This is a genomic window from Streptomyces rimosus (assembly GCF_008704655.1).
Classification (GTDB): Bacteria; Actinomycetota; Actinomycetes; order Streptomycetales; family Streptomycetaceae; genus Streptomyces; species Streptomyces rimosus.
Map to the genome: position 1 here is coordinate 7889316 of NZ_CP023688.1, position 23689 is coordinate 7913004.

The 23689-nt window shown below is 73.0% G+C and carries 20 protein-coding genes; 14 read left to right on the forward strand and 6 right to left on the reverse strand.

Annotated features, from left to right (window positions below; translation table 11 throughout):
• Positions 1-76: 76 nt before the first annotated feature.
• From helR to CP984_RS34630, 4 genes are all read left to right on the forward strand, one after another.
• The gene (gene helR, locus CP984_RS34615) at positions 77-2248 is read left to right on the forward strand and encodes an RNA polymerase recycling motor ATPase HelR (protein WP_003986225.1); all 2172 of its coding nucleotides are present in this window, start codon (positions 77-79) and stop codon (positions 2246-2248) included.
• A 135-nt stretch (positions 2249-2383) separates the two neighbouring features.
• Positions 2384-3577: a TolB-like translocation protein gene (locus CP984_RS34620; RefSeq protein WP_003986226.1), complete on the forward strand. Its 1194-nt coding sequence runs from the start codon at positions 2384-2386 to the stop codon at positions 3575-3577.
• 61 nt (positions 3578-3638) lie between these two features.
• Positions 3639-4382 (forward strand): alpha/beta fold hydrolase, encoded by a 744-nt coding sequence (locus CP984_RS34625; RefSeq protein WP_003986227.1) that lies wholly within the window; start codon positions 3639-3641, stop codon positions 4380-4382.
• Positions 4379-4882: a hypothetical protein gene (locus CP984_RS34630; RefSeq protein WP_003986228.1), complete on the forward strand. Its 504-nt coding sequence runs from the start codon at positions 4379-4381 to the stop codon at positions 4880-4882. Before CP984_RS34625 ends, CP984_RS34630 begins: the two co-directional genes overlap by 4 nt.
• 428 nt (positions 4883-5310) lie before the next feature.
• Here the strand turns inward: CP984_RS34630 and CP984_RS34635 are convergent, their stop codons facing one another.
• Positions 5311-6354, reverse strand: a complete 1044-nt coding sequence (locus CP984_RS34635) for a LacI family DNA-binding transcriptional regulator (protein ID WP_003986229.1) — start codon at positions 6352-6354, stop codon at positions 5311-5313.
• Between the two features lie 344 nt (positions 6355-6698).
• Between CP984_RS34635 and CP984_RS34640 the strand changes: the two genes are divergently transcribed.
• Together CP984_RS34640 and CP984_RS34645 are read left to right on the forward strand one after the other, a co-directional pair.
• On the forward strand, positions 6699-7655 hold the full coding sequence (locus CP984_RS34640; protein ID WP_003986230.1) for an ROK family protein: 957 nt from the start codon (positions 6699-6701) through the stop codon (positions 7653-7655).
• A gap of 80 nt (positions 7656-7735) precedes the next feature.
• Positions 7736-9559: a serine/threonine-protein kinase gene (locus CP984_RS34645; RefSeq protein ID WP_371282287.1), complete on the forward strand. Its 1824-nt coding sequence runs from the start codon at positions 7736-7738 to the stop codon at positions 9557-9559.
• 63 nt (positions 9560-9622) lie between these two features.
• Here the strand turns inward: CP984_RS34645 and CP984_RS34650 are convergent, their stop codons facing one another.
• The gene (locus CP984_RS34650) at positions 9623-11692 is read right to left on the reverse strand and encodes an NPCBM/NEW2 domain-containing protein (protein ID WP_003984450.1); all 2070 of its coding nucleotides are present in this window, start codon (positions 11690-11692) and stop codon (positions 9623-9625) included.
• 212 nt (positions 11693-11904) lie between these two features.
• Between CP984_RS34650 and CP984_RS34655 the strand changes: the two genes are divergently transcribed.
• From CP984_RS34655 to CP984_RS34675, 5 genes are all read left to right on the forward strand, one after another.
• The gene (locus CP984_RS34655) at positions 11905-13209 is read left to right on the forward strand and encodes an ABC transporter substrate-binding protein (protein WP_043978004.1); all 1305 of its coding nucleotides are present in this window, start codon (positions 11905-11907) and stop codon (positions 13207-13209) included.
• A gap of 13 nt (positions 13210-13222) precedes the next feature.
• Positions 13223-14173 carry a carbohydrate ABC transporter permease gene (locus CP984_RS34660; protein ID WP_371282356.1) on the forward strand — a complete coding sequence of 317 codons (951 nt, stop codon included), beginning with the start codon at positions 13223-13225 and terminating at the stop codon, positions 14171-14173.
• The gene (locus tag CP984_RS34665) at positions 14170-15075 is read left to right on the forward strand and encodes a carbohydrate ABC transporter permease (RefSeq protein ID WP_003984453.1); all 906 of its coding nucleotides are present in this window, start codon (positions 14170-14172) and stop codon (positions 15073-15075) included. The genes CP984_RS34660 and CP984_RS34665 overlap by 4 nt, the downstream gene beginning before the upstream one ends.
• Positions 15076-15196: 121 nt before the next feature.
• Positions 15197-15490: a hypothetical protein gene (locus CP984_RS34670; RefSeq protein WP_003984454.1), complete on the forward strand. Its 294-nt coding sequence runs from the start codon at positions 15197-15199 to the stop codon at positions 15488-15490.
• Between the two features lie 73 nt (positions 15491-15563).
• Positions 15564-16598, forward strand: coding sequence for an NUDIX hydrolase (locus CP984_RS34675; RefSeq protein WP_003984455.1), 1035 nt, complete (start codon positions 15564-15566; stop codon positions 16596-16598).
• 137 nt (positions 16599-16735) lie between these two features.
• Here CP984_RS34675 and CP984_RS34680 read toward each other — a convergent pair whose 3' ends face one another.
• On the reverse strand, positions 16736-18103 hold the full coding sequence (locus CP984_RS34680; RefSeq protein ID WP_003984456.1) for a dipeptidase: 1368 nt from the start codon (positions 18101-18103) through the stop codon (positions 16736-16738).
• A 188-nt stretch (positions 18104-18291) separates the two neighbouring features.
• Between CP984_RS34680 and CP984_RS34685 the strand changes: the two genes are divergently transcribed.
• The 3 genes from CP984_RS34685 (at position 18292) to CP984_RS34695 (ending at position 21650) form a co-directional block, all read left to right on the forward strand.
• The gene (locus tag CP984_RS34685) at positions 18292-19497 is read left to right on the forward strand and encodes a geranylgeranyl reductase family protein (protein WP_003984458.1); all 1206 of its coding nucleotides are present in this window, start codon (positions 18292-18294) and stop codon (positions 19495-19497) included.
• 111 nt (positions 19498-19608) lie between these two features.
• A complete protein-coding gene (locus CP984_RS34690) occupies positions 19609-20988 on the forward strand; it encodes a sensor histidine kinase (protein WP_003984459.1) in 1380 nt (459 codons plus the stop codon).
• The gene (locus CP984_RS34695; RefSeq protein ID WP_003984460.1) at positions 20985-21650 is read left to right on the forward strand and encodes a response regulator transcription factor; all 666 of its coding nucleotides are present in this window, start codon (positions 20985-20987) and stop codon (positions 21648-21650) included. Before CP984_RS34690 ends, CP984_RS34695 begins: the two co-directional genes overlap by 4 nt.
• Positions 21651-21783: 133 nt before the next feature.
• Here CP984_RS34695 and CP984_RS34700 read toward each other — a convergent pair whose 3' ends face one another.
• From CP984_RS34700 to CP984_RS34710, 3 genes are all read right to left on the reverse strand, one after another.
• Positions 21784-22029: a DUF6332 family protein gene (locus CP984_RS34700; protein ID WP_003984461.1), complete on the reverse strand. Its 246-nt coding sequence runs from the start codon at positions 22027-22029 to the stop codon at positions 21784-21786.
• Positions 22030-22229: 200 nt separating this feature from the next.
• The gene (locus CP984_RS34705) at positions 22230-22985 is read right to left on the reverse strand and encodes a maleylpyruvate isomerase family mycothiol-dependent enzyme (protein ID WP_003984462.1); all 756 of its coding nucleotides are present in this window, start codon (positions 22983-22985) and stop codon (positions 22230-22232) included.
• A complete protein-coding gene (locus CP984_RS34710) occupies positions 22972-23355 on the reverse strand; it encodes an SCO4225 family membrane protein (RefSeq protein ID WP_003984463.1) in 384 nt (127 codons plus the stop codon). The genes CP984_RS34705 and CP984_RS34710 overlap by 14 nt, the downstream gene beginning before the upstream one ends.
• Between the last annotated feature and the right edge of the window lie 334 nt (positions 23356-23689).

Sequence of the window (23689 nt, forward strand, 5' to 3'; positions counted from 1 at the left end):
ACGCGCAGCACGCGCCGCGGCGCGTGCGTACGCGCGGCAGGACTCCGCAGGGCGGCCCAGGATCGGAGCTGACACCATGCATTCCCTGACCACCAGCGTGTTCGACCTTCCCGACCGCCTGTCCGCCAAGGCCGACCCGAAGCTGACGGCGGCCGACGAACGGCACTTCGCGGCCATCGCGGAGAGCCTGGACCGGACCATCACCGAACTGTCCGACCGCCTCGACGCCGAACTCAAGGCACCCGGCGGCACCGGCCGGCAGGCGATGGACCGGGACGCCGAGGTCCACCGGCTGACCGGACGGCTGCGCGCCCTGCGCCGCTTCGGCCTCGACCTGTGCCTCGGCCACATGGCCGGCGCGGACGGCGCCGAGCCCGTGTACGTCGGACGGCTCGGCCTCACCGACAGCACGGGCCGCCGGCTGCTGGTCGACTGGCGGTCCCCCGCCGCCGAGCCGTTCTTCGGCGCCACCCACGCCGACCCGATGGGGCTGGCGAGCCGCCGCCGGTACCGCTGGACCGACGGCCGGATCACCGACTACTGGGACGAGGTCTTCACCGCCGAGGGCCTGGAAGGACACGCCGCGCTCGACGACCACTCCGCCTTCGTCGCCAGCCTGGGCGGCAACCGTTCGGCACGGATGCGGGACGTGCTCGGCACCATCCAGGCCGACCAGGACGCCATCATCCGGGCGGGCTCCCGCGGTGCCCTCGTGGTCGACGGCGGCCCCGGTACGGGCAAGACCGTCGTCGCCCTCCACCGCTCCGCCTACCTCCTCTACTCCGACCCGCGCCTCGGCCACCGCCGCGGCGGCGTGCTGTTCGTCGGCCCGCACCGGCCCTATCTGTCCTACGTGGACGACGTCCTGCCGAGTCTCGGCGAGGAAGGCGTGCAGACCTGCGTCGTGCGGGACCTCGTCGCCGAGGGGGCCGAGGCGGCGGACGAGAGCGACCCGGAGGTGGCCCGCCTGAAGGCGTCCGCCGGCATGGTGAAGGCCATCGAGAAGGCCGTCGGCATCTACGAGGAGCCGCCCACCAGGGGGATGACGGTCTCGACCGACTGGGGCGACGTCCGGCTGACCGCCGATGACTGGGCCGAGGCGTTCGAGGCACCGGACCAGGGCACTCCGCACAACGAGGCGCGCGAGCAGATCTGGGAGGAGCTCGTCGCGATCCTGCTGGACAAGCTCGACGGCGACGTCCCGGGCCACGCCTTCGAGCGGTCGCTGCGGTACGACGAGGAACTGGTCACCACCCTGCACCGCGCCTGGCCGCTGCTCGAAGCCACCGACCTGGTCTCGGACCTGTGGACGGTCCCCGCCTATCTGCGGCTGTGCGCCCCCTGGCTCAGCACCGACGAGGTGCGCAGGCTCCAGCGCAAGGACGCGCCCCAGGCGTGGACGGTGTCCGACCTGCCGCTCCTGGACGCGGCACGGCAGCGCCTCGGCGACCCGGAGGCGGCCCGCACCAAGCGCCGACACGCGGCCATGCTCGCCGCCCAGCGTGAGCGCATGACGCAGGTGGTCGACAACCTGATAGACGCCGCGGCCGCCTCCGGTGCCGACCTCGACGAGGGCGAGGGCCTGGTGACGATGCTGCGCGGCCAGGACGCCCAGGTCAGCCTGGTGGACGAGGCCGAACTGACCGTCGCGGAACCGGACCTGCTGGCCGGCCCGTTCGCGCACATCGTGGTGGACGAGGCGCAGGAACTGACCGACGCGGAATGGCAGATGCTGCTGTCGCGCTGCCCGTCCCGCAGCTTCACCATCGTCGGCGACCGCGCCCAGGCCCGGCACGGCTTCACCGAGTCGTGGCGGGAGCGGCTCGAACGGATCGGCCTGGACCGGATCGAGGTGGCCTCCCTGAACATCAACTACCGCACGCCGGAAGAGGTCATGGCGGCGGCCGAGCCGGTCATCCGGGCCGCGCTCCCGGACGCCAACGTGCCGACCTCCATCCGCCGCGGCGGCATCCCCGTCACCCACGGCCCGGTGGCCGACCGCGACAAGGTCCTCGCCGACTGGCTCGCCGCCCACGACGACGGCATCGCCTGCGTCATCGGCGACCCCACGTTCCGGGCGACGCCGCGCGTCCGGTCGCTGTCCCCGGAGCTGGCGAAGGGCCTGGAGTTCGACCTGGTCGTCCTCGTCGATCCGGACGACTTCGGCGACGGCGTCCAGGGAGCGGTCGACCGCTATGTCGCGATGTCCCGCGCGACGCAGCAGCTCGTCATCCTGACGAGCGCCTGAGGCCGGGCGGCCGGGTCGCGGACGCTCCACCCGTACCGGACGTTGTACGGAGAACGGCTGATTGCGGGCGTCCCACAGGGCGCGCTTGTATGCGCGTACCCCGTACGGGCGGGGTGGCGGAGACCAGGGGGGAACATGGCGAAGCGGATACGTACGGGGCTGAGCGTGGCCGTCGCGGTCGGGATGCTGTTGTCGGGGGAGGCGGCGTGGGCCGGTGAGGGGGACGCGTCCACCGTCGTACGGGTGAGTACGGCGGCGGACGGCGGCCAGCTGACCGGCCCGTCACACATCGCCTCGATCAGCGCCGACGGCCGGTACGTCGCCTTCTGGACGGGGGCGCCGGAGCTGGGCGGCGAGGGCGATTCGATCCACGTACTGGCCGTCAAGGACGTGCGTACCGGACGGGTCGGGCGGATACCGGGCGCACGGCGCGAGGACGGGGCCGGGATCGACAACGTCCCGCGCATCAGCGCCGACGGCCGCTTCGTCGCGTACTCCACCGGATACATCGGGCAGCGTTCCGCGTACCTGCACGACCGCCGCACCGGCCGCACCATCCACCTGACCCCGCCGCCCGGCTCCCCGGCCGGCGGCGGGAGCGGCGAGGTCACCTCGCTGAGCGCACACGGCCGCTCGGTCGCCTTCCGGGCCACCGGCCCCGCACCGGACGGCCCGGTGCTCGACTACGTACACGACACGCTCACCGGCCGCACCGAACTGATCACCCCCAAGGCGCCGGGCGACAACGCCAAGTACGGGATCGTGCGGGGTGTCTCGCTGAGCGGGACGGGCCGGTGGGTCGCGTACGTGCTCGACGAGCCGGAGGGCGGCGGGCAGGACCTCTTCGTACGGGACCGCCGGACGGGCACCGTGCGCCGGGCCGACCTGAACCCCGACGGCACGCAGATGAACCAACGGCGCCTGCAGCTCGGCGAGTTGAGCGACAACGGCCGCGCCGTGACGTTCAGCGCGGACTCCCGGCGCACACCGGTCCGGTCCGGAGCACCCGGCTGGTACGGCTACGTACACGACCTGCGCGCCCGGCACACCCGGCAGGTGGGCCGGGAGCGCGGCTTCCCCACGGCCGTCAGCGGCGACGGGCGGCGCGTGCTGGAGAACTACGACGGCCGGCTGACCCTGCACGACCTGCGCACCGGCGAGCAGTACCCGGTCGCGGACGGCTATCTGAACCACGCCGCCCAGCACGCGCTGAGCCGGGACGGCCGCAGCGTGGTCTTCGGCTCGGTCCTGCGGGACCTGGTGCCCGGGGACACCAACGGCACGTACGACGTGTTCGTACGGCGGTTCGATGCCGGGGCCGGCGGTTGAGGGTGATTGCGCCCGGTTGAAGCCGGGTTGTACGGGCGGCGATGGCGGGCATGTGGATCACATGACTCACGCCGGTTTCTTCATCCGCGGCTACGGGCCTCCGCCACGCGAGGACCGCCCGGCCATGGTGCTCGTCCACGGCCTCGGACTCTCGGGGCGGTACTTCGTGCCGCTCGCGCGCCGGCTGGCCGCGGGCGGGGCGACCGTACTGGTGCCGGATCTGCCGGGCAACGCGCGCTCGCGGGCCGCCGCGCGGCGCGCACCCGACGTCGCACAGTGCGCCGATGCCCTGGCCCGCCTGCTCCAGCGGCTGTTCCCGGGCCCGAGTGTGCTGGTCGCCAACTCGGTCGGCTGCCAGGTGGCCGCTTCCCTGGCCGCCCGCCACCCCCACCTGGTCAGCCGTCTCGTACTGGTCGGTCCGGCGCTCGAACCGGGGGCCTCCGGGTGGCGCCAGTTCGCCCGGCTCGTCGCGGACGCCCCCAAGGAGCTCCTCGGCCTGCTCGGCCTGGCCGCCTTCGACTACCTGGTGACCGGCCCCCTGCGCTGCGCCGCTTCCTTCCGCCACGCGCTGCGGGACGCGGCCGGGTCATTCGAGGGGAACCTCACCCGCGTCCGCGCGCCCACGCTCGTCGTACGGGGAGCGGGTGACACCATCGCCTCCGGCACCTGGACCCGGCGCGTGGCGGGCCTGGTCGCCGACGGGCGCGCCACGGACCTCCCGGGCACCGCCCACGCGGCCCACTACGGCGCGCCGGACGCCATGGCCGCACTGATCGAGAAGTTCACGGTGGGAGGGGTCGGATGAACTCCGCGAAGACATCCGGCCGGGCACCGTCCGGGCGCAAGCGGCGCCGCTCGCTGTGGCTGCGCGTGCTGCCCGGCATCTCCCCGAAGCGCCGCGGTTTCATCCTGGCCTGGTGGGGGTTCGCGCTCACCTTCGGCGGGATGCGCCTGCTGACCTGGCTCATCCACATCGACGTGGCCGGGGTCGGCGACGTACAGGCCGGCGGGGTACACCTGCACCACTACGTATGGGGCATCCTGCTGCTCGCGGTGGTGGGCGCGGCAAGCCTGGCCGAACGCTCGGCGCGGGCACGCGCCTGGCTGGGCCTGGCCTACGGGGTGGGCCTGGCCCTGGTCGTCGACGAGGCGGCACTCCTGATCAGCCTGGAGGACGTGTACTGGGACACCGAGGGCGGCATCAGCATCGCCCTGGCCATCGCCCTGATCGCCGTCGTCGGCAGCGTCCTCGCGTTCACCCGGGGGCGGCGGGCTTCCAGGGATGATGCGGATGACGACGGCTGACGCTCGTGGGCGGCGGCTTGGACGGCGGCGCCGCTCAGCTGTCCGCCGGGGGCGGCAGTTCGCCCGAGCCGCGTGGGATGAGGCGGGTGGGGATCTCTTCGCGCTGCGGTGGCCCGTCGCCGTCGAGGCGGTGGAGCGGCAGCGTCCTCGCGTTCACCCGTGGGCGGCGGGCGTCCAGGGATGATCCGGGCGACGGCGGCTGATGCGCGCGGGCGGCGGTGCCGCTCAGCTGTCTGCCGGGGGCGGTAGTTCGCCTGAGCCGCGTGGGATGAGGCGGGTGGGGATCTCTTCGCGCTGCGGTGGCCCGTCGCCGTCGAGGCGGTGGAGCGGCAGCGTCCTCGCGTTCACCCGGGGGCGGCGGGCTTCCAGGGATGATCCGGGCGACGGCGGCTGATGCCCGTGGGCGGCGGTGCGGGCGGCGGCGCCGCTCAGCTGTCTGCCGGGGGTGGCAGTTCGCCTGAGCCGCGTGGGATGAGGCGGGTGGGGATTTCCTCGCGCCGCGGTGGCCCGTCGGTGCCGTCGAGGCGGCGGAACAGCATGGTGGCGGCGGTACGGCCGAGCCGCGCCGCGTCCTGCGCCACGACCGTGATCGCGGGGGAGATCAGATCGGCCAGCTCGAAGTCGTCGAAGCCCACCAGGGCGACCGGGCGCGGGCGTTCGGCGAGCACCCGGACCGCGGTGACCGTCACCCGGTTGTTGCCCGCGAACAGCGCGGTGACCGGCCGCGGCCCGTCGAGCATGGCGGTGGCCGCGAAGCGCACCCGGTCCGGCGCGGTCGAGCCGAGGGACACCCACGCCTCGTCCACCGGCAGCCCCGCCGCGGCCATCGCGCTGCGGTAGCCGCGCAGCCGCTCGGCGGCGGTGTGGATACGCGGCTGGTCGCCGAGGAAACCGATGCGGCGGTGGCCGTGCGCGATCAGGTGCGCCACCGCGTCGCGGGCGCCGCCGAAACTGTCGGAGAGCACCGTGTCCGCCTCGATCCGGCCCGCCGGGCGGTCCACGAAGACGGTCGCCACGCCCGCCGCGATCTCCGGCTCCAGATAGCGGTGGTCGTCCGCGGCCGGGATGATCACCAGTCCGTCCACCCGGCGCGCGCACAGCGCGAGCACCAGCTCCTGTTCGCGCGCGGGATCCTCGGCGCTGGACCCGTTGATCAGCAGCGCGCCGTGGTCGCGGGCGACCTCCTCGACGGCGCGGTTCAGCGGCCCGTAGAAGGGGTCCGCGAGGTCCTCCAGGACCAGGCCGATGCTGGCGGTGCGGCCCTTGCGCAGGATGCGGGCCGAGTCGTTGCGGCGGAAGCCGAGGGCGGTGATGGCGTCCTGGACGCGGCGCTCGGTGTCGGGCGTGACGCCGGGTTCGCCGTTGACCACCCGGGAAACCGTCTTCAGGCCGACCCCGGCGCGCGCCGCGACATCCTTCATCGTCGGCCGGCTGCCGTAGCGGCGGGAAGTGCCCCGGGCGGTGTCGGTCACGGTGCGCGGTCCTGATTCTGTCGGCGGCGGCGGGCGCCGGGCGGGCGCGGCGGCCGGCCCTGGTGCGGCCACGGCGGCTCCGGCACGCGCTCCGGCTGTCGCTGGAGAGACGGGCGGGGCGGGTGTGGCGGTTCCCGGTCCGGTACGCCGATGATGGGACAGGGCGCGACCGGGCGGCCGGTGTGTGGGACCGGCCGGGCGGAGCGCCCGGCGGTGCCGTGCGACGGTGCGCGGCACGGCGACGAGCATAACCTCTGGACAACGTTGTCAAACGCGACGAGACTGGCGTTCCCGTGCCGGACCCACACCCCCCGGCCCCCGCGCCACCAGGAGATTCCACACCGATGCAGACGGACCTCAGCGCAGCGCTGGACATCGGCGGCACCAAGATCGCCGGAGCGCTGGTGGACGAGCGGGGCACACTGCTCGTACGCACCACCCGACCCACCCCCGCCGACCAGGACGGCGCCGCCGTCCTGCGCGCGCTCGCCGAGGTCGTGACGGACCTGACCGCGCGCCCCGAGTGGGCCGGGGTGGCGGCCGTCGGCATCGGCAGCGCGGGGCCGGTGGACGCCCGGCGCGGCACGGTCAGCCCGGTCAACATCCCCGGCTGGCGTGACTTCCCGGTCGTCGCGGAAGTCCAGGCGCTGGTCGGCGCGCTCCCGGTCGTCCTGGTCGGCGACGGCGTGGCGATGACCGCCGCCGAACACTGGCAGGGCGCCGCCCGCGGCTACACCAACGCCCTGTGCATGGTGGTCTCCACGGGCGTCGGCGGCGGCCTGGTGCTGGACGGCCAGCTGCACCCCGGCCCGACCGGGAACGCCGGGCACATCGGCCACATCAGCGTGGACCTCGACGGCGACCCGTGCCCGTGCGGCGCCCGCGGCTGCGTCGAACGCATCGCCAGCGGCCCCAACATCGCCCGCCGCGCCCTGGAGAACGGCTGGCGGCCCGGCCTCGGCGGCGACACCAGCGCCGCCGCCGTGGCCGCGGCGGCCCGCGCCGGCGACCCGGTGGCCCGTCACTCCTTCGAGCGGGCCGCGCAGGCCCTGGCCGCCGGGATCGCGGCCACCGCGGCGCTCGTCGAGATCGAGATCGCGGTGATCGGCGGCGGCGTGGCCGGCGCCGGCGACACCCTCTTCGTACCCCTGCGCCGCGCCCTGGACGACTACGCGACGCTCTCCTTCGTGCGCGGCATCACCGTCGTACCGGCACAGATGGGGACGGACGCCGGGGTGGTGGGCGCCGCGGCGGCGGCCGCGCAACAGTCCCGTCTCGATGCCTTCGTCCCCACGGTCTGAACGGTTCGCGCGGCCCGGTGCCACCTCTAGGCTGTTGCCGACCATGACCGGGGACGAGTGGTGCGGACGGGGCGAGGGGCGTGGACGGTGTGGACGAGCCGGGTGACGTGGGTGACGTGGGTGGCGGGGCCCGTGGCGGGTCCTCCGGCGGCGGGGACCTGACCGGGCGGGTGCTCGGCGGGCGCTACCGGGTCACCGGGCAGATCGGACGCGGCGGCATGGGCGTCGTGTGCCGGGCCGTGGACGAGGTGCTGGGCCGGGAGGTCGCCGTCAAGGTGCTGCGCGCCTACACCGACGCGTCCGCGCCGGAACTGGCCGACCTGCGCACCCGTATGCAGCGCGAGGCGCGCGCCGCGGCCCGTGTCCGGCACTCCGGCGTGGTCACCGTGCACGACGTGATCGACGAGGACGGGCGCCCGGTCATCGTCATGGAGCTGGTCGACGGCCCCTCGCTGGACGACGCCCTCGACCGGTACGGCGCCATCGGCCCGCGCGACATCGCCGCCATCGGCGCCAAGGTGATGGACGCGCTGGACGCCGCGCACCAGGTCGGCGTGCTGCACCGGGACGTCAAGCCCGGCAACGTCCTGCTGGAGGGCTGGGCGCGGCGCGCGGGCCGCCCGGACGCCGGGGTGGGCCGCGTGGTGCTCACCGACTTCGGCATCGCCAGCATCGAGGCGCCGGACGACGGGGCGACCACCCATCTGACCCGCAGCGGCGAACTGGTCGGCTCGCTCGACTATCTGCCGCCGGAGCGGGCCCAGGGGCAGCCGCCGTCGCCCGCCTCGGACATCTGGTCGCTGGGCATGACGCTGTACGCGGCGGTGGAGGGCGACGGCGCGCCGTTCCGCCGGACGTCGGTGTGGTCGACCCTGACGGCGATCGTCTCCGAACCGCTGCCCGAGCCGCGCCGGGCCGGTCCGCTGACGCCGGTGCTGCACGCGCTGATGGCCAAGGACCCGGCCGTCCGGCCGAGCGCGGCCGAGGCGCGGGCGATGCTGGCGGCGGTGGCCGACGGTCGGGACACGATGGCGCTGGGCGCCGCGCGGACGCCGACCGCGCCGGACGTACGGTCCGCGCCGCCGCCTCCGCCGCCCGTCGGTGGGGGATCAAGTCCCGCAGTGACCGGGCCGGTTGGCGTACCGGCGTCCGCCGCGGCGGGCTTTGGGGAGCGGGAGACCAGCGCCGTACCGGCCCCGGGCGACCGCCCGCGTCCGGCCGGGCGCGGGCGCCGTCCCGCCGTGCTCGCCGCCGCCGTGGCCGCCGTACTGCTGGCGGGCGGCGGAGTGACGTACGCCCTGATGAACCAGGACTCCGGCCGTACGGTCGCCGAGCGTCCGTCCACCGGCTCCCCGGAGGAACAGGCGGGGCGCGCCGGTGCGTCGGGTGCCCCGAAGGAGACGGGGGAGGCGAAGCCGGAGGGGCACGGGAAAGCGACCGGGGGCGGTGCGGGGAAGGAGAGTGCCGGGCCTGCCGACTCCGCCAAGCCGACGCGAGGCGCCGCATCGGAGAAGCCCGGCGGCAACAGCAGCAGCCCCGGAAAGGGCACGGGCGGCAGCGCTTCCGCCGGGCCGGGCGGTACCGGCGGCGCCACCGCCCCCGGAGGCGGCGGGCCCGAGCCCCGCGCGTGCGCGTCCATCGGCGGGGGCAAGTTCGACTGCCAGGTGTGGCGCACCGCCGCCTCGTACACCGCCTCCTTCCAGCGCGTCGGCACGCTGAACGCGGGCACCAACTACTTCTACTGCCAGGCGGACCTGGGCCGCCGCGAGACCTTCAGCCGCTGGACGAACACCTGGTGGGCGAAGACGGACGACGACAGCGGCAACTCGGGCGTCTACGTCAGCGTCGTCTACGTCAAGGGCGGCAAGAACGACGGGCCGGTGCCCGGGCTGCCGACCTGCTGACACCGGACGGCTGTACGCCGTTGGCCGGGCGGACCCGGAGGCCCGCCCGGCCGTGACGGCGCGTCAGCAGCTGAACTTGGCGTCGGCCCAGTCGCCGTGGTCGTACTGGTACCCGTCACCGACGTCCTGCACCACCAGCCGTACGGTGCGCGCCCCGGCGACCGACGCGCTGACCGCCTTCGCCGGGTCCTTGCCGGTCAGCTTGCCGCTCTCGGCGACCCGCTGCCCATCGGCCCACACCTCGAAGCTGACCGAGCCCTGGTCGCCGGTCTCGTCGTCCACCCCGACCTGCGCGCTGAACGCCGAGCACTTGTTGCCCGTGTAGTACGTGATCTCACTGGGCGCGTGGGCGCCCAGGCCCTTGGGGTAGGTCACGCCGCCGATACGGAGCGGTGTGCCGTCACCGGCCCGCGGCCCGCCCACGCTCATGTCCCGCTCGACCGGCCCGTAGCCGTTGGTGGCGGTGATCCAGGTCAGATCGCTGGCGTACGAGGTGCCGGCGGGCGGCGCCTGGACGGCGAAGACCGGCAGCGGCAGCGTCTGCGTGACCTGCTGCCCGCGGGCCGAGCGGTAGTCGGTGGTCAGCGCCAGTTCGTACGCGCCGGGCTTCGTCCCCGCCAGCGGTGCGATCTTCCAGGCGGTGACCAGCTCCTTGTCCGGCGGCAGGGCGGGTGACCCGGTGGACGTGACCGGCTCGACGCGCCAGCCCTGCGGGCCCTTGAGGGAGACCTTGACGTCGAACGCCGGGGTCCGGCCGAGGTTGCGGGTGAGCGTGGCGACCCGGGCCTCCGCACCGACCTCGATCGGCTCGATGCCGTCGGCGCCGGTCTCGACGGCCGGCGGGTAGTGCGCCCAGCGGCGGTCGGGGGAGACGCGGTACACCAGCGTGCCGTGTGCCGGTACGGTCGCGGCGATCTCCCCCGCGGTGTGGGTGTCCTCGTGCTTCCACAGGTCCCGCAGCCGGTAGCCGCTCGCCTGCGGCAGGCCCGCCTCCTTGGCGGTGGTGGCGATGCGCTGCGGCCGGTCGGACTCGTTGAACAGCGCCACCGCCCGGTCGCCGTCGGCCAGCGGCTTGCTCAGCACCCACCGGCCGCCGTCCGACTTCAGCACCTCGGCCTGCTTGCCCAGCGGGTCCTGGTCGAGCCCGATGACCTCGCGGTTGCCGAGGATGTCGTACGTGGCCCGGGACGCCTTGCGCAGGTCGGTGCCGATCAGCAGCGGCGCGGCCATCATCGACCACAGGGAGAAGTGGCTGCGGTACTCGGTGTCCGTCATGCCGCCGTTGCCGACCTCCAGCATGTCCGGGTCGTTCCAGTGGCCGGGACCCGCGTACTTGGCCAGCGGCGCGTTCTCCTTGAAGATCCCCACCGCGCTGTCCCACACGTCGCCGATGTCGCCGGTGGTGCGCCACAGGTGCCCGACGTCCGCCGCCCACTCCCACGGCTTGTTCTCGCCCCACTCGCAAATGCTGTAGACGATGGGGCGGCCCGTCGCCTTCAGGGCGTCGCGCATGGTGGTGTAGCGCTGCTTCGCGTCCACCCCCTGGTTGTTGCAGTTGTCGTATTTCAGGTAGTCCACTCCCCAGTCGGCGAACTGCCGGGCGTCGGAGTACTCATGGCCCAGCGCGCCGGGCATGGCCCTGGCACAGGTCGTGGTACCGGCACTGGTGTAGATGCCGAGTTTCAGCCCCTTGGAGTGGACGTAGTCGGCCACCGCTTTGATGCCGTTGGGGAAGCGGGTGGTGTCCGGGACGAGCTTGCCGTTCGCGTCCCGGTCCTTCTGGGCCCAGCAGTCGTCGAGGTTGACGTACTCGTAGCCCGCGGCTTTGAGGCCCTTCTCGACGAAGAGGTCGGCGATCCCCTTGATCATCGCCTCGTTGAAGTCGGCTCCGCAGTGGGTGGAGTTCCAGTTGTTGAAGCCCATCGGAGGCGTCCTGGCCAGGCCGTCGGGCAGCCGCGGGGCGGCGGACGCGGCTGTTCCGGCGGGCGTGGTGGCGGGCGCGGCCCCGGTGTCGCCCGTACGGGCCGCGGCGGGCAGGGCCGTCATGCCCGCCGTGCACAGGAACGCCGCGGACAGTGCCGCGACGACTCTTCGCCGGGCGCGCCGAGGGATGAGGGGGGTGTGCGGGTGCATGATGCGCGTCCTCCGTTCTCGGAGAGAGCAGTGAAGTCATGTACCGGTCAATAGCGAGTGTTTACGGTAAGGCTTGTTGGACTGTGTTGGAAGACAAAAGGCGGCGGTCGGGGAGCAGCCCGCCAAAAGCCTTGACGGATACACCCGTTGGGAGTGAGATCCCAGCACTCGCGTTCGGTTCTGTTCGGTTCCATCGCTGAGGAGGGGGAGACATGGTCCACTCACCGGGAAGCGGTCCGGGCGGGTGCGCGCACCGGGCGGCACGCGGGGTAACCCGGCGGTCCCTGTTGCGCGGCGCGGCAGCCGGTGCGGGGGCGGTCGCCGTACCCGCGCTGCTCACCGCGTGCGGCAGCGGTCCGGGCGGCGGCGTCACCCTGGGGTCCAACGCCTCCGACGCGGTGCCGAAACGGGCGTACGCCGACGCCTTCGCGGCGTACGAGAAGAAGTCGAAGAAGGACGTGAAGGTCAACACGGTCAACCACGAGAACATCAACCGCTACCTCCAGGGCACGCCCGATGACGTCTTCACATGGTTCGCCGGTTACCGCATGCAGTACTTCGCGCGAAAGGGCCTGCTCGCCGACATCAGTGATCTCTGGAGGGGGTTCGACGGGTTCTCCGACGCGGTCAAGAAACAGTCCACGGGCGAGGACGGCAAGCAGTACTTCGTGCCGTACTACTATTACCCGTGGGCGGTCTTCCACCGTAAGAGCGTTTTCCGGACGCGGGGTTATGAGATCCCGAAGAACTTCGATCAATACCGCGCACTCGCCCGGCAGATGCAGAAGGACGGCCTCACCCCATTCGCCCTGGGCGACAAGGAAGGCTGGCCCGCCATGGGCACCTTCGACTACCTGGACATGCGGGCCAACGGATACGACTTCCACATCGCGCTGATGCGCGGGGAGAAATCCTGGACCAGCCCCCAGGTACGGCAGGTCTTCGACCTGTGGCGCGGCCTGCTGCCGTACCACCAGAAAGGCGCGAACGGGCGGACCTGGCAGGAGGCGGCGCAGTCCCTCCAGCAGAAGAAGACCGGCATGGCGGTGCTCGGACTGCCGCACCCGGGCCAGCAGTTCACCGTGCAGAACCGCGCGGACCTGGACTTCTTCCCGTTCCCCGAGATCGATCCGGCATTCGGCCAGGAGGCGGTCGAGGCACCGGTGGACGGATTCCTCCTGGCGAAGAAGGCACGCAACCGGGCCGGGGCCGAGGACCTGCTGAGATTCCTCGCCACCCCGCAGGCCGAACTGATCTACCTCAAAAGCGACCCGAACAACGTGGCGGTCAACAGCGGGGCCGGCACCGGCTCCTACGACGCCCTGCAGAAGAAGGCCGTCCGGCTGGTGTCCGGGGCCCGGCAGATATCGCAGTTCATGGACCGCGACACCCGCCCCGATTTCGCCTCGACCGTACTGATCCAGGCGATCCAGCAGTTCATCGGCGACCCGGACGACATCGACGGGCTGGTGAACGGCATCGAACGGCAGAAGAAGCAGATATTCGCCGCGGACTGACGCCGTGACCACCGTGAACCGGACGACCGGCACCCGGCCGGCCACCCCGCCGAAGACCGTGACGCCGCGCCCCGCACGGCGCCGGGGCCCGCGCCGCCACACCCACCGCGACCTCGCCGTCCTGTGCGTCCTCCTGGGCCTGCCGATTCTGCTCGACCTCGCCCTGGTCTGGGGCCCCACCCTCGCCTCCGTCGCTTTGTCCTTCACCACCTGGGACGGCGTCGGCGACATCCACTGGGCGGGCCTCAACAATTACGCGGACCTCTTCGCCGATTACCCGCAATTCTGGCCGGCGGTCCGCAACAACCTGCTGTGGCTGGCCGCCCTCGGGCTGCTCGCCACGCCGTTCGGGCTGCTGCTCGCCGTCCTCATCGACCGCGGCGTGCGGTTCAGCCGCCTCTACCAGTCCACGCTCTACATGCCGGTGGTGCTCTCGCTCGCCGTCGTCGGCTTCATCGCCCAGCTGATCCTCTCCCGCGACCAGGGCGCGCTGAATGCCCTGCTGGGCCGTCAGGACCATCCCGTCGACTGGCTCGGCGACCCGGACCTCAACATCTGGATGATCCTGCTGGCCGCCTGCTGGCGGCACACCGGATACGTGATGATCCTCTATCTCGCCGGGCTGAAATCCGTCGACCCGGAACTCAAGGAGGCCGCGGCGATCGACGGTGCGAACGAACGGCAGGCGTTCTTCCGGGTCGTGCTGCCGGCGCTGCGCCCGGTCAATGTCATCGTCGGCGTCATCACCGTCATCGAGGCACTGCGCGCCTTCGACATCGTCTACGCCGTCAACAAGGGCCGCAACGGGCTGGAACTGCTGTCCGTGCTGGTGACCGACAACATCATCGGCGAGGCGAGCCGGATCGGTTTCGGCTCGGCCATCGCCGTCGTCCTGCTGCTGGTCTCCCTCGGATTCATCATCACCTATCTCGTCCAGGAACTGAGGGGGGAACAGCGGCGATGACCGTTTCCGCGGTACGCGTCCGGCGCCCGGCGCGCCCGGGCGGCCCGCCCGGCCGCCGCGGCCGTTTCGGCGTGCACGCCTTTCTGCTCGCCGTCTCGCTCGCCTTCCTCGCCCCGCTGCTGCTGGCCGTCTACGCCTCGCTGCGCCCGTACGAGGAGACCGCCCGGGACGGCTATTTCTCCCTGCCGGACCGGCTCTCCCTCGGCTACTACCGGCAGGCGTTCACCGACTCCGGCATGGGACGGCATTTCCTGAACTCGCTGCTGATCACCGTGCCGGGCGTGCTGATCACGCTCTTCCTGGCGTCGTTCACGGCCTTCGCGGTGGCCCGGCTGCGGCTGCGCGGCTCCCTGCTCCTGCTGATGGTCTTCACGGCCGGGAACCTGCTGCCGCAACAGGTCATCGTCACCCCGCTCTACGTGCTCTTCAACAAGGTGCCGCTGCCGTACTGGATGTCCGACTCGCTGACGCTCTACGACTCGCTGTGGGCGGTGCTCGCCGTACAGGTCGCCTTCCAACTGGGCTTCTGCGTCTTCGTGCTCGCGAATTTCCTGCGGACCCTGCCACCGGAAATCCTGGAGGCCGCGATCGTGGACGGCGCCGGGGTGTGGACACGCTACCGGCACGTGACGCTCCCGCTGTGCCGCCCGGCCCTCGCCGCCCTGGGAACCCTGCAATTCACCTGGATGTACAACGACTTCCTCTGGGGTCTGGTCTTCCTGTCCACCGGCGACAAACTCCCGGTCACCTCGGCCCTGAACAATCTGCGCGGGCAGTTCTTCACCGACTACAACCTGCTGGCCGCGGGCTCCGTCATCGTCGCCCTTCCCACGATCGTCGTGTTCCTCCTTCTGCAACGGCACTTCATCGCGGGACTCACCCTGGGCGCGAACAAAGGGTGACGGAAGGGGCGCGCCCGCGTACGGGAAAACAGCGCGCAGGGGAAAACCGCGCGCGGGCCCTTGCCGGGTGCGCCCGGGGCGGCGACGCTCCGGCTACATCCCGAGCGGGAAGGGAACCGTCATGACGAACGCACAGATGTGGGCGCTGATCGTGGGATTCGCGTCGCCCATGCTCATCTCGGTCATCAACCGGCCCGAATGGTCGCAGGCCGCCAGAACGCTGGTGCAGGTGGTGGTGTCGGTGCTGGTGGGTCTGGGGAGCGCGCTCTTCGCCGGGGACTTCGCCGGAAAGGACGTGGTGACCAGCATCCTGGTCGCCGCCGTCGCCGCCATCAGCGCGTACAAGGGCGTCTTCAAACCTGCCGGGATCGCGCCGAAGGTGGAAAAGGCCACGTCCCCGGCCGCCCGCGGCTAGGCAGGGCCCCGCAAAAGTTTCCGTGGCAGGGTGTTACGGGCAACTCACTGGGGTCTAGGGACAAGGGGGCAATGTGATCGTCTGGCTGAACGGCGCGTCCGGTGCGGGAAAGTCCACCGCGGCCCGGTACCTGCTGGACCTGCTTCCCGGAAGCACGCTCTACGACCCCGAACTGGTCGGAAGTGAACTGCGGCTGATGCTGCCCGCCGCGCGGCTGGAGGAGATCGGCGACTACCAGGACCTGCCGGCCTGGCGCCGGCTCGTCGTGGACACCGCGGCGGCCCTGCTCCACGAGGTGCCGGGGCCGCTCGTCACGCCGATGCCGCTGCTGCGCCAGGAGTACCGGGACGAGATATTCGGCGGCCTCGCCTCGCGCCGGGTGCCCGTGCGCCACGTTCTGCTGCACGCCGAGGAAACGATCCTCCGCGAGCGACTGGCGCGGCGTACGGACCACACCGGGGACGGCGCCGGCGGCCGGGCCGCGCGCGGCCGGGACCTGGCCCATCTGGAGTCGTACGAGGACGCGCTCGGCTGGCTCAAGCAGGACGCGCACGTCATCGACACCGCCCGGCTGACGCCCAGGGAAACCGCCGAGCGGATCGCGGAGGCGGTCCGGTCCGGGGCCGGGGCCTGCGACATCGTGCAGACACCCGAACCCACGGCGGAGACCCTGGCGGCCGGGGTGCTGCTCTTCGACGACGCCGACCGGGTGCTGCTGGTGGACCCGACGTACAAGCCGGGCTGGGAGTTCCCGGGCGGTGTGGTGGAGCCCGGCGAACCGCCGGCCCGCGCCGGGCTCCGCGAGGTGACCGAGGAACTGGGCATCCAACTGCACAGCCCGCCCCGCCTGCTGGTGCTCGACTGGGAACCGCCCGTGCCGCCCGGCTTCGGCGGGCTGCGGATGCTCTTCGACGGCGGCCGGCTGGCCGGCGAGCAGATCCGCGACCTGCTCCTGCCGGGACCGGAACTGCGCGGCTGGCGGTTCGCCACCGAGGAAGAGGCGGCGGACATGCTGCCCCCGGTGCGCTGGAACCGGCTCCGCTGGGCCCTGCGCGCACGCGAACAGGGGCGCCCGCTCAATCTCGAGGCGGGCGTCCCTGTGGGATGAGGGCCTGCGGCTGGTTCCCGGCCGGGGATCAGCTGCAGGTTCCGGGGCGACGGCAGGGAGGGCTCCCGGCCGGTGGCGTACGGGCCACGGGTGCCGTACGGGCTGCCGGTGCCGTACGGCTTCGCTGCCGGCGGCTGCTACCGCTGCGCGTACTGCTCGGCGTACCGCTGGAGGAACAGCGCCTCGGCGAGCGAGAGGCGCTCCAGCTCCTCGGGCGAGACGCTCTCGTTGACCGCGTGGATCTGCGCCTCCGGCTCGCTGAGACCGATGAGCAGGATCTCGGCTTCCGGGTAGAGCGCCGCCAGGGTGTTGCACAGCGGGATCGACCCGCCCATACCGGACGTCTGCATCTCCGTGCCGTCGTACGCCTCGCGCATCGCCGACGCCATCGACGCGTACGCCGGGCTGTTGGTGTCCGCGCGGAACGGCTGGCCCTGACCGACCTGCTCGACCGAGACCCGCGCACCCCAGGGGGCGGCGTTCTCCAGATGGGCGGTGAGCAGTTCGGTCGCCTTCACCGCGTCGGTGCCCGGCGGAATCCGCAGGCTCACCAGCGCCCGCGCGCCCGCCTGCACGGACGGCGTGGCGCCGACCACGGGCGGGCAGTCGATGCCGAGGACGGTGACGGCCGGGCGGGCCCAGATACGGTCGGCGACCGTGCCGCCGCCGGTCAGGCCGACGCCGTCGAGCACCTTGGCGTCCTGGCGGAACTCCTCCTCCGGGTACTGCAGGCCCTCCCAGGTCGCGTCGGCCTCCAGCCCGTCGATCGTCGTCGAGCCGTCCTCGCCGCGCAGCGAGTCCAGTACGCGGATCAGCGCCGCCAGCGCGTCCGGGGCGGCGCCGCCGAACTGGCCGGAGTGCAGGTTGCCCGCCAGGGTGTCCACCTGGACGCGGACCAGCGTCATACCGCGCAGCGTCGCCGTGACCGTCGGCAGGCCGACGCGGAAGTTGCCGGTGTCGCCGATCACGATGGTGTCGGCGGTGAGCAGCTCGGGGTGGGCCTCGGCGTACCGCTCCAGGCCGCCGGTGCCCTGCTCCTCCGAGCCCTCGACGATCACCTTGACGTTGACCGGGATGCCGCCGTGCTCCTTGAGCGCCCGCAGCGCCGTCAGGTGCATGATCAGGCCGCCCTTGCAGTCGGCGGCGCCGCGCCCGTACCAGCGGCCGTCCCGCTCGGTCAGCTCGAAGGGCGGCGATATCCAGGCCGTCTCGTCCAGCGGCGGCTGCACGTCGTAGTGGGCGTACAGCAGCACGGTCGGTGCGCCCGCCGGGCCCGGCAGATAGCCGTACACGGACTGGGTGCCGTCCGGGGTGTCCAGCAGCGCCACGTCCGTGAAGCCGTCGGCCCGCAGCGCGCCCGCCACCCACTGTGCTGCGGCCTCGCACTCGCTGCGGGGGAACTGCGCCGGATCCGCGACGGACTTGAAGGCCACCAGTTCGGCCAGCTCGGTCCTGGCCCGGGACTGCAGCGAGGCGACGGTGTGCGCGAGCGGGCTGTCAGGCATGGAACGCTCCTTGTGGGCGCGGCGTTGTACACGTGGGTTCACGTGCGGGTCCGTCCGGCGCGCCGCACCGGACCAACCGTACGTACGGGCGATTGTGGGGCCGATCTTCCCACAGGACGCTCGCCGGAGGGCGAGCCGTAGGATGCGGGCGGTACGCGGCACGGCATCGAACGGGAGCAGAAGCACAGGTGAGCAGCGACAACGCAGCCGAGGGGAACCAGCAGGTGTGGGACGTCGTGGTGGTGGGCGCAGGACCCGCCGGCGCCTCGGCCGCCTACGCCGCGGCGTGTACGGGACGCCGCGTCCTGCTCCTGGAGAAAGCCGAACTGCCCCGGTACAAGACCTGCGGCGGCGGCATCATCGGGCCGTCCCGCGACGCCCTGCCGCCCGGCTTCGACCTGCCGCTGCGCGACCGGGTGCACGCGGTCACCTTCTCGCTCAACGGGAAGCTGACCCGCACCCGCCGCTCGAAGCACATGCTCTTCGGGCTCATCAACCGCCCCGAGTTCGACGCCCAGCTGGTCAAGACCGCCCAGGACGCCGGCGCCGAGCTGCGCACCGGCGTCACGGTCTCCCGGGTCGAACAGCACGGCTCGGCGGTGCCCGACCGGCGGACCGTCGCCGTGGTGCTGGGCGACGGCGAGGTGGTGCTGGCCCGCGCGGTGGTCGGCGCCGACGGCAGCGCCGGCCGGATAGGCGCGCACGTCGGAGTGAAGATGGACCAGGTCGACCTGGGCCTGGAGGCGGAGATCCCGGTGCCGCCGACGGTCGCCGAGGACTGGGCCGGGCGGGTGCTGGTGGACTGGGGCCCGATCCCGGGCAGCTACGGCTGGGTCTTCCCCAAGGGCGACACCCTCACCGTCGGCGTGATCTCGGCCCGCGGCGAGGGCGCCGCCACCAAGCGCTATCTGGACGACTTCATCGGCCGGCTCGGCCTGGCGGGCTTCGAGCCGAGCATCTCCTCCGGGCACCTGACCCGCTGCCGCGCCGACGACTCGCCGCTCTCCCGCGGCCGGGTCCTGGTGTGCGGCGACGCGGCCGGGCTGCTGGAGCCGTGGACCCGCGAGGGCATCTCCTTCGCGCTGCGCTCCGGGCGGCTCGCGGGGGAGTGGGCGGTCCGCGTCTCGGAGGCCCACGACGCGGTGGACGCGCGGCGCCAGGCGCTGAACTACGCCTTCGCGATCAAGGCGGGGCTGGGCGTGGAGATGGGGGTGGGCCGCCGGATGCTCACCGTCTTCTCGCGCCGTCCCGGCATGATCCACGCGGCCCTGACCGGCTTCCGGCCCGCCTGGCACGCCTTCGCGAAGATCGTCCGGGGCACGACGACGCTGGCCGAGATCGTACGGACGCATCCGGTCGCGCGGCGGGCGCTGGGGGCGATGGACCGGCCGTGAGGGGACAGGCCCCCGGGGCGGTGCCTCCGCCGTCGGCTACTCCCTGTGGAGTACGTCCGATCACCGCGCCGGGCTGACGCCCCGTACGGCGTTGCGGTCTAGCGTGGCGGAATGGAGAACGGACGGCCGCCGTGGGCGCGGCCCTGCCGCGGCCCCGGTCGCGGCCTCGGCCCGGACCGGTGGCGGCCCCGGGACGACGACGGTGACATGCCGCCGGGCGGCCGGTTCGGCGCGTGGCTGTTCCGGGGCTCCCCGGCCGGTACGCGGCTGCCCTGGGCCTCCACGGCCGTCCTCACCGTGTTCGTGCTGGTCGGCACGCGGTTCGCGGGGCGGAACCAGCCGGAACGCGTTGATCTCGACGCGCTCGCGTACGCACTGCTGCTCGCGGGCACGGTGCCGCTGCTCTGGCGGCACCGCTTCCCGCGTACGGTCGCCCTCGGTACCGCGGTGGCCACCGCCGTCTACCTCGCCGCCGGATATCCGTACGGCCCCTTCCTGCTCTCCGTCGCCCTCGGCTGCTTCGCGGCCGTCGTCGCGGGGCAGCGCGTGGCGGCCTGGACGGCCGTCGGCCTGGTCTGGGCGAGCCACCTGCTGGTAGGCCACTGGCTCTACCGCTGGCTGCCGCCCTCGGGCGACGGGCCCGCACCCTGGGGAGAGCAGCTGTTCGTCACCGTCCTGGTGGTGGCGGTCGTGGCGGTGTCCGAGCTGGCGCGCGTACGGCGTGAACAGTTCGCGCGTATGCGAGCCGAGCGGGCGGCCGCCGCGCGGCGGCGGGCCGACGAGGAGCGGCTGCGGATCGCCCGCGAACTGCACGACGTGCTGGCGCACAGCATTTCCGTCATCAACGTCCAGGCGGGCGTCGGGCTCGCCCTGCTGGACGAGGACCCCGAGCAGGCGCGTACGGCCCTGACCACCATCAAGGCCGCCAGCAAGGAGGTACTGGGCGAGGTACGGCAGGTCCTGGCCACGCTGCGGACACCGGGCGACGCCCCGCGCGCCCCGGCGCCCGGCCTGGACCGGCTGCCCGAACTCTGCGGGCAGGCCAAGGACGCCGGGCTCGCCGTGCAGGTCACCGAGCAGGGCCGCCGCCCCAAGCTCTCGCCGGGCGCCGACCTCGCCGCCTTCCGGATCGTCCAGGAAGCGCTGACCAACATCGTCCGGCACTCCGGCTCCCGCACCGCCCGGGTCGGGCTCGTCCACCTCCCCGGCACGCTGGAGATCACGGTCGACGACGACGGGCCCGCGACCGCCGGGGACGTGCGCGGAACCGGGGACGCCGGAGCCGTCGCCGGAGGCGGCAACGGCCTGGTCGGGATGCGGGAACGGGCCGCCGCCCTCGGCGGCACCGTCGAGGCGGGCCCGCGGCCGGACGGGGGATTCCGGGTGCACGCCCGCCTCCCGCTGCGCACGGCGACACCGGCGCCGGACGCCACCGGCTCAGCCCGCGCTGCGGATACGGTGAATCCCACCGCCATCGAGGAGGAGTCGTGATCCGGGTACTGCTCGCCGACGACCAGCTGCTGGTCCGCGCCGGATTCCGGGCCCTGCTGGACGCCCAGCCCGGCATCGAGGTCGTCGGCGAGGCGGCGGACGGGGAAGAAGCACTGATCGCCCTGCGCGAGCAGCGCCCCGACGTGGTGCTGATGGACATCCGGATGCCGGTGCTGGACGGGCTCGCCGCGACCCGGCAGATCACCGAGGACCCCCGGCTGTCCGTCGTGAAGGTCGTCATGCTCACCACCTTCGAGATGGACGAGTACGTCTTCGAGGCGATCCGCGCGGGCGCCGCCGGTTTCCTGGTCAAGGACACCGAACCGGAGGAACTGGTACGGGCCGTACGCGCCGTGGTCGACGGCGACGCGCTGCTCTCACCGGGCGTCACCCGCCGGCTGATCGCCGAATTCGCCGCCCGCTCCAAGGAACCGGCCGCGGACGGCACGCTCTCCGTGCTCACGGAACGGGAGCGGGAGGTGATGGCGCTGGTCGGCCTGGGGATGTCCAACGAGGAGATCGCCCGCCGCCTGGTCGTCAGCCCGCTGACCGCCAAGACCCACGTCAGCCGCACCATGACCAAGCTGGGCGCCCGGGACCGGGCCCAACTGGTCGTGCTGGCCTATGAGTCGGGGCTGGTGCGGCCGGGGTGGCTGGGGTAGGGCGGCCGGCGTAACGGGCCGCGAGGCCGCCGGGCGGGGCGTGACCGGCGAGGAGGTCGTGACCGCGGGGAGGGCGTGACCGCAGGGCGCAGCGTAAACGGCGGACAGAACGTACTCGCTGGGCAGCAGCCCGCTATCCGGCCCGGCGCCCGGTGAACCGGCGCAGCACACGCACCACCCGCCACACGAATGCCACGCCCGCCGCGCTGCCGGCCGCCGCCAGAAGCACACCGGTCCCGGTCCGGCCCGGGTCCGTGAACAGCAGCGGGCTCAGCACGGCACCGAAGGCGAGAGCGGCCACGAACACGCCGGTCAGCAGGGCGAAACCGATCTCGACGGTCATCGCGTCACGCTCGGCCTGGGAACGGGTCGGAGACATGGTGGCAGTTTGTCATGCGGTGGGGGGTGGTGGGCGGTTGGTCGGTTGAGGGCTTTCTTGGCCGCGGCTGCGATCCCTCCTTCCCCCCCGCCCCCCACCCCACCCCACCCCACCCCACCCCGACAGTCATGCAGCCCCGGCCACCCCGGCAGCCGTGCAGCCCTGCCCACCCCTGGCGGTTGTGCTTCCCTCTCCGCTCCTCAGATCGTGAAGCGCTCCCTCCACAGCTGGGCCACTGTGGTGTCGCCTGTGATCGTCAGGTCGTCCAGGGGGCGGCGGTTCCACAGGGTCAGGTAGAGGTCGGGTGCCGGGCCCTCGATCTCGCAGTCCGGTGTGGCGGCGGTCGACTCCTGGGCGTCCGCCGTGCGTTCAACCTGCGGCTGCGCGTCCGACAGGCGTATCGTCCAGGCCCCGGTGGCCTCGCCGGTGGCCCGTATACGAAGCGTGTGCGGCGTGTCCGTCCGCAGCGCTTCGGGCCTGCGCGCGACCATGCCCATCAGCAGTTCGTCGATGCCGTCCACGGCGAAGGCGGGCGCGGAGGGGGTGATGCCCGCGCCGAGCGCGGACTCCGCGTCGGCGCGGTGGATCGCCGTCTCGTGGGCCTGGCGCCGCGCCCAGAAATGCAGTGGGGACGGGGCGGGCAGGAAGGTCCAGCAGGACAGGTCCGCCGGAGCGGCGCGCAGCGTCGACACCAGCGTCCGGCAGCCGTCGCGCACCCACTCGGCGAGCGCCTCGTCGGGCGGCTGCGGGCCCTCGGGCGGCGTCACCCGCTCCTGGACGGCGTTCGCCACGTAGTTCGTGGCCCAGCGGTGCACCCGGCCCGTGTGGACGAGCAGGTCGCGCACCCGCCACTCGGGACAGGTGGGGACCGGGGCGTTTGCCCCGGCCTTCTCGGCGGCGTCGGCGAGGAGTTGGCCGTCGTGCGCGAGCGTGTCGATGAAGTCAGTGGTCTCCATGCCGCTGAGTGTGCCAGCCGCCACTGACAACGGCCCCGCGCTGCGCCGGCCGGCCGCGCAGCCCCCGGTGGACCAGCCCGAGGAGCAGCGCGTTGACCAGCGCGGCGACGACCAGGGTCAGGACCAGGTACCACGACGGCGAGCCGGTCCGGCTCCACAGCGCGTCACCGGCGAACCACAGCGGGAAGATCGTGGGCGCGGTGAGCAGCACCGCCCAGATGCCTGCGAAGGAGGCGTCCTGATGCTCGACGAAGACCAGGTCCACCAGGGCGAAGAGCACCGCCGCGGCCACCAGGGCCAGGTAGACCAGCGAAACCGGATTGCCGAACGTCAGCCGCGCGAGGCCGCGCAGCCGGGGTGTGGTGTTCATGCCGCCCCCAGGTGTCGGGGTGGCCGGACGGCGGTGGCGCGCGCCGCGCACGCCGGCGCCCTCCGGCCGGATGCCCTGGCCGAATCCGTGACCAAGTAGCCCATTATGGTCCGCCGTCGGTCCCTTTCGGCAGGCCGGGTACCCGGCGTCCGCGTATCGACTCCCGCGTACGGGGCGGTACGCACCGTGCGGTAGCCGTACCCGGCCCCCGGCGGTACCCGCCGCCCCGCTCCCGGCCGTACGCGATGCCCGCCGCGCCCGCTGTGAGCGGCCCGGCCTTCCGCGTCCGGGCACGCGGAAGGGCGGCCCGTGTTTTGTTCACCGCCGGTACAAA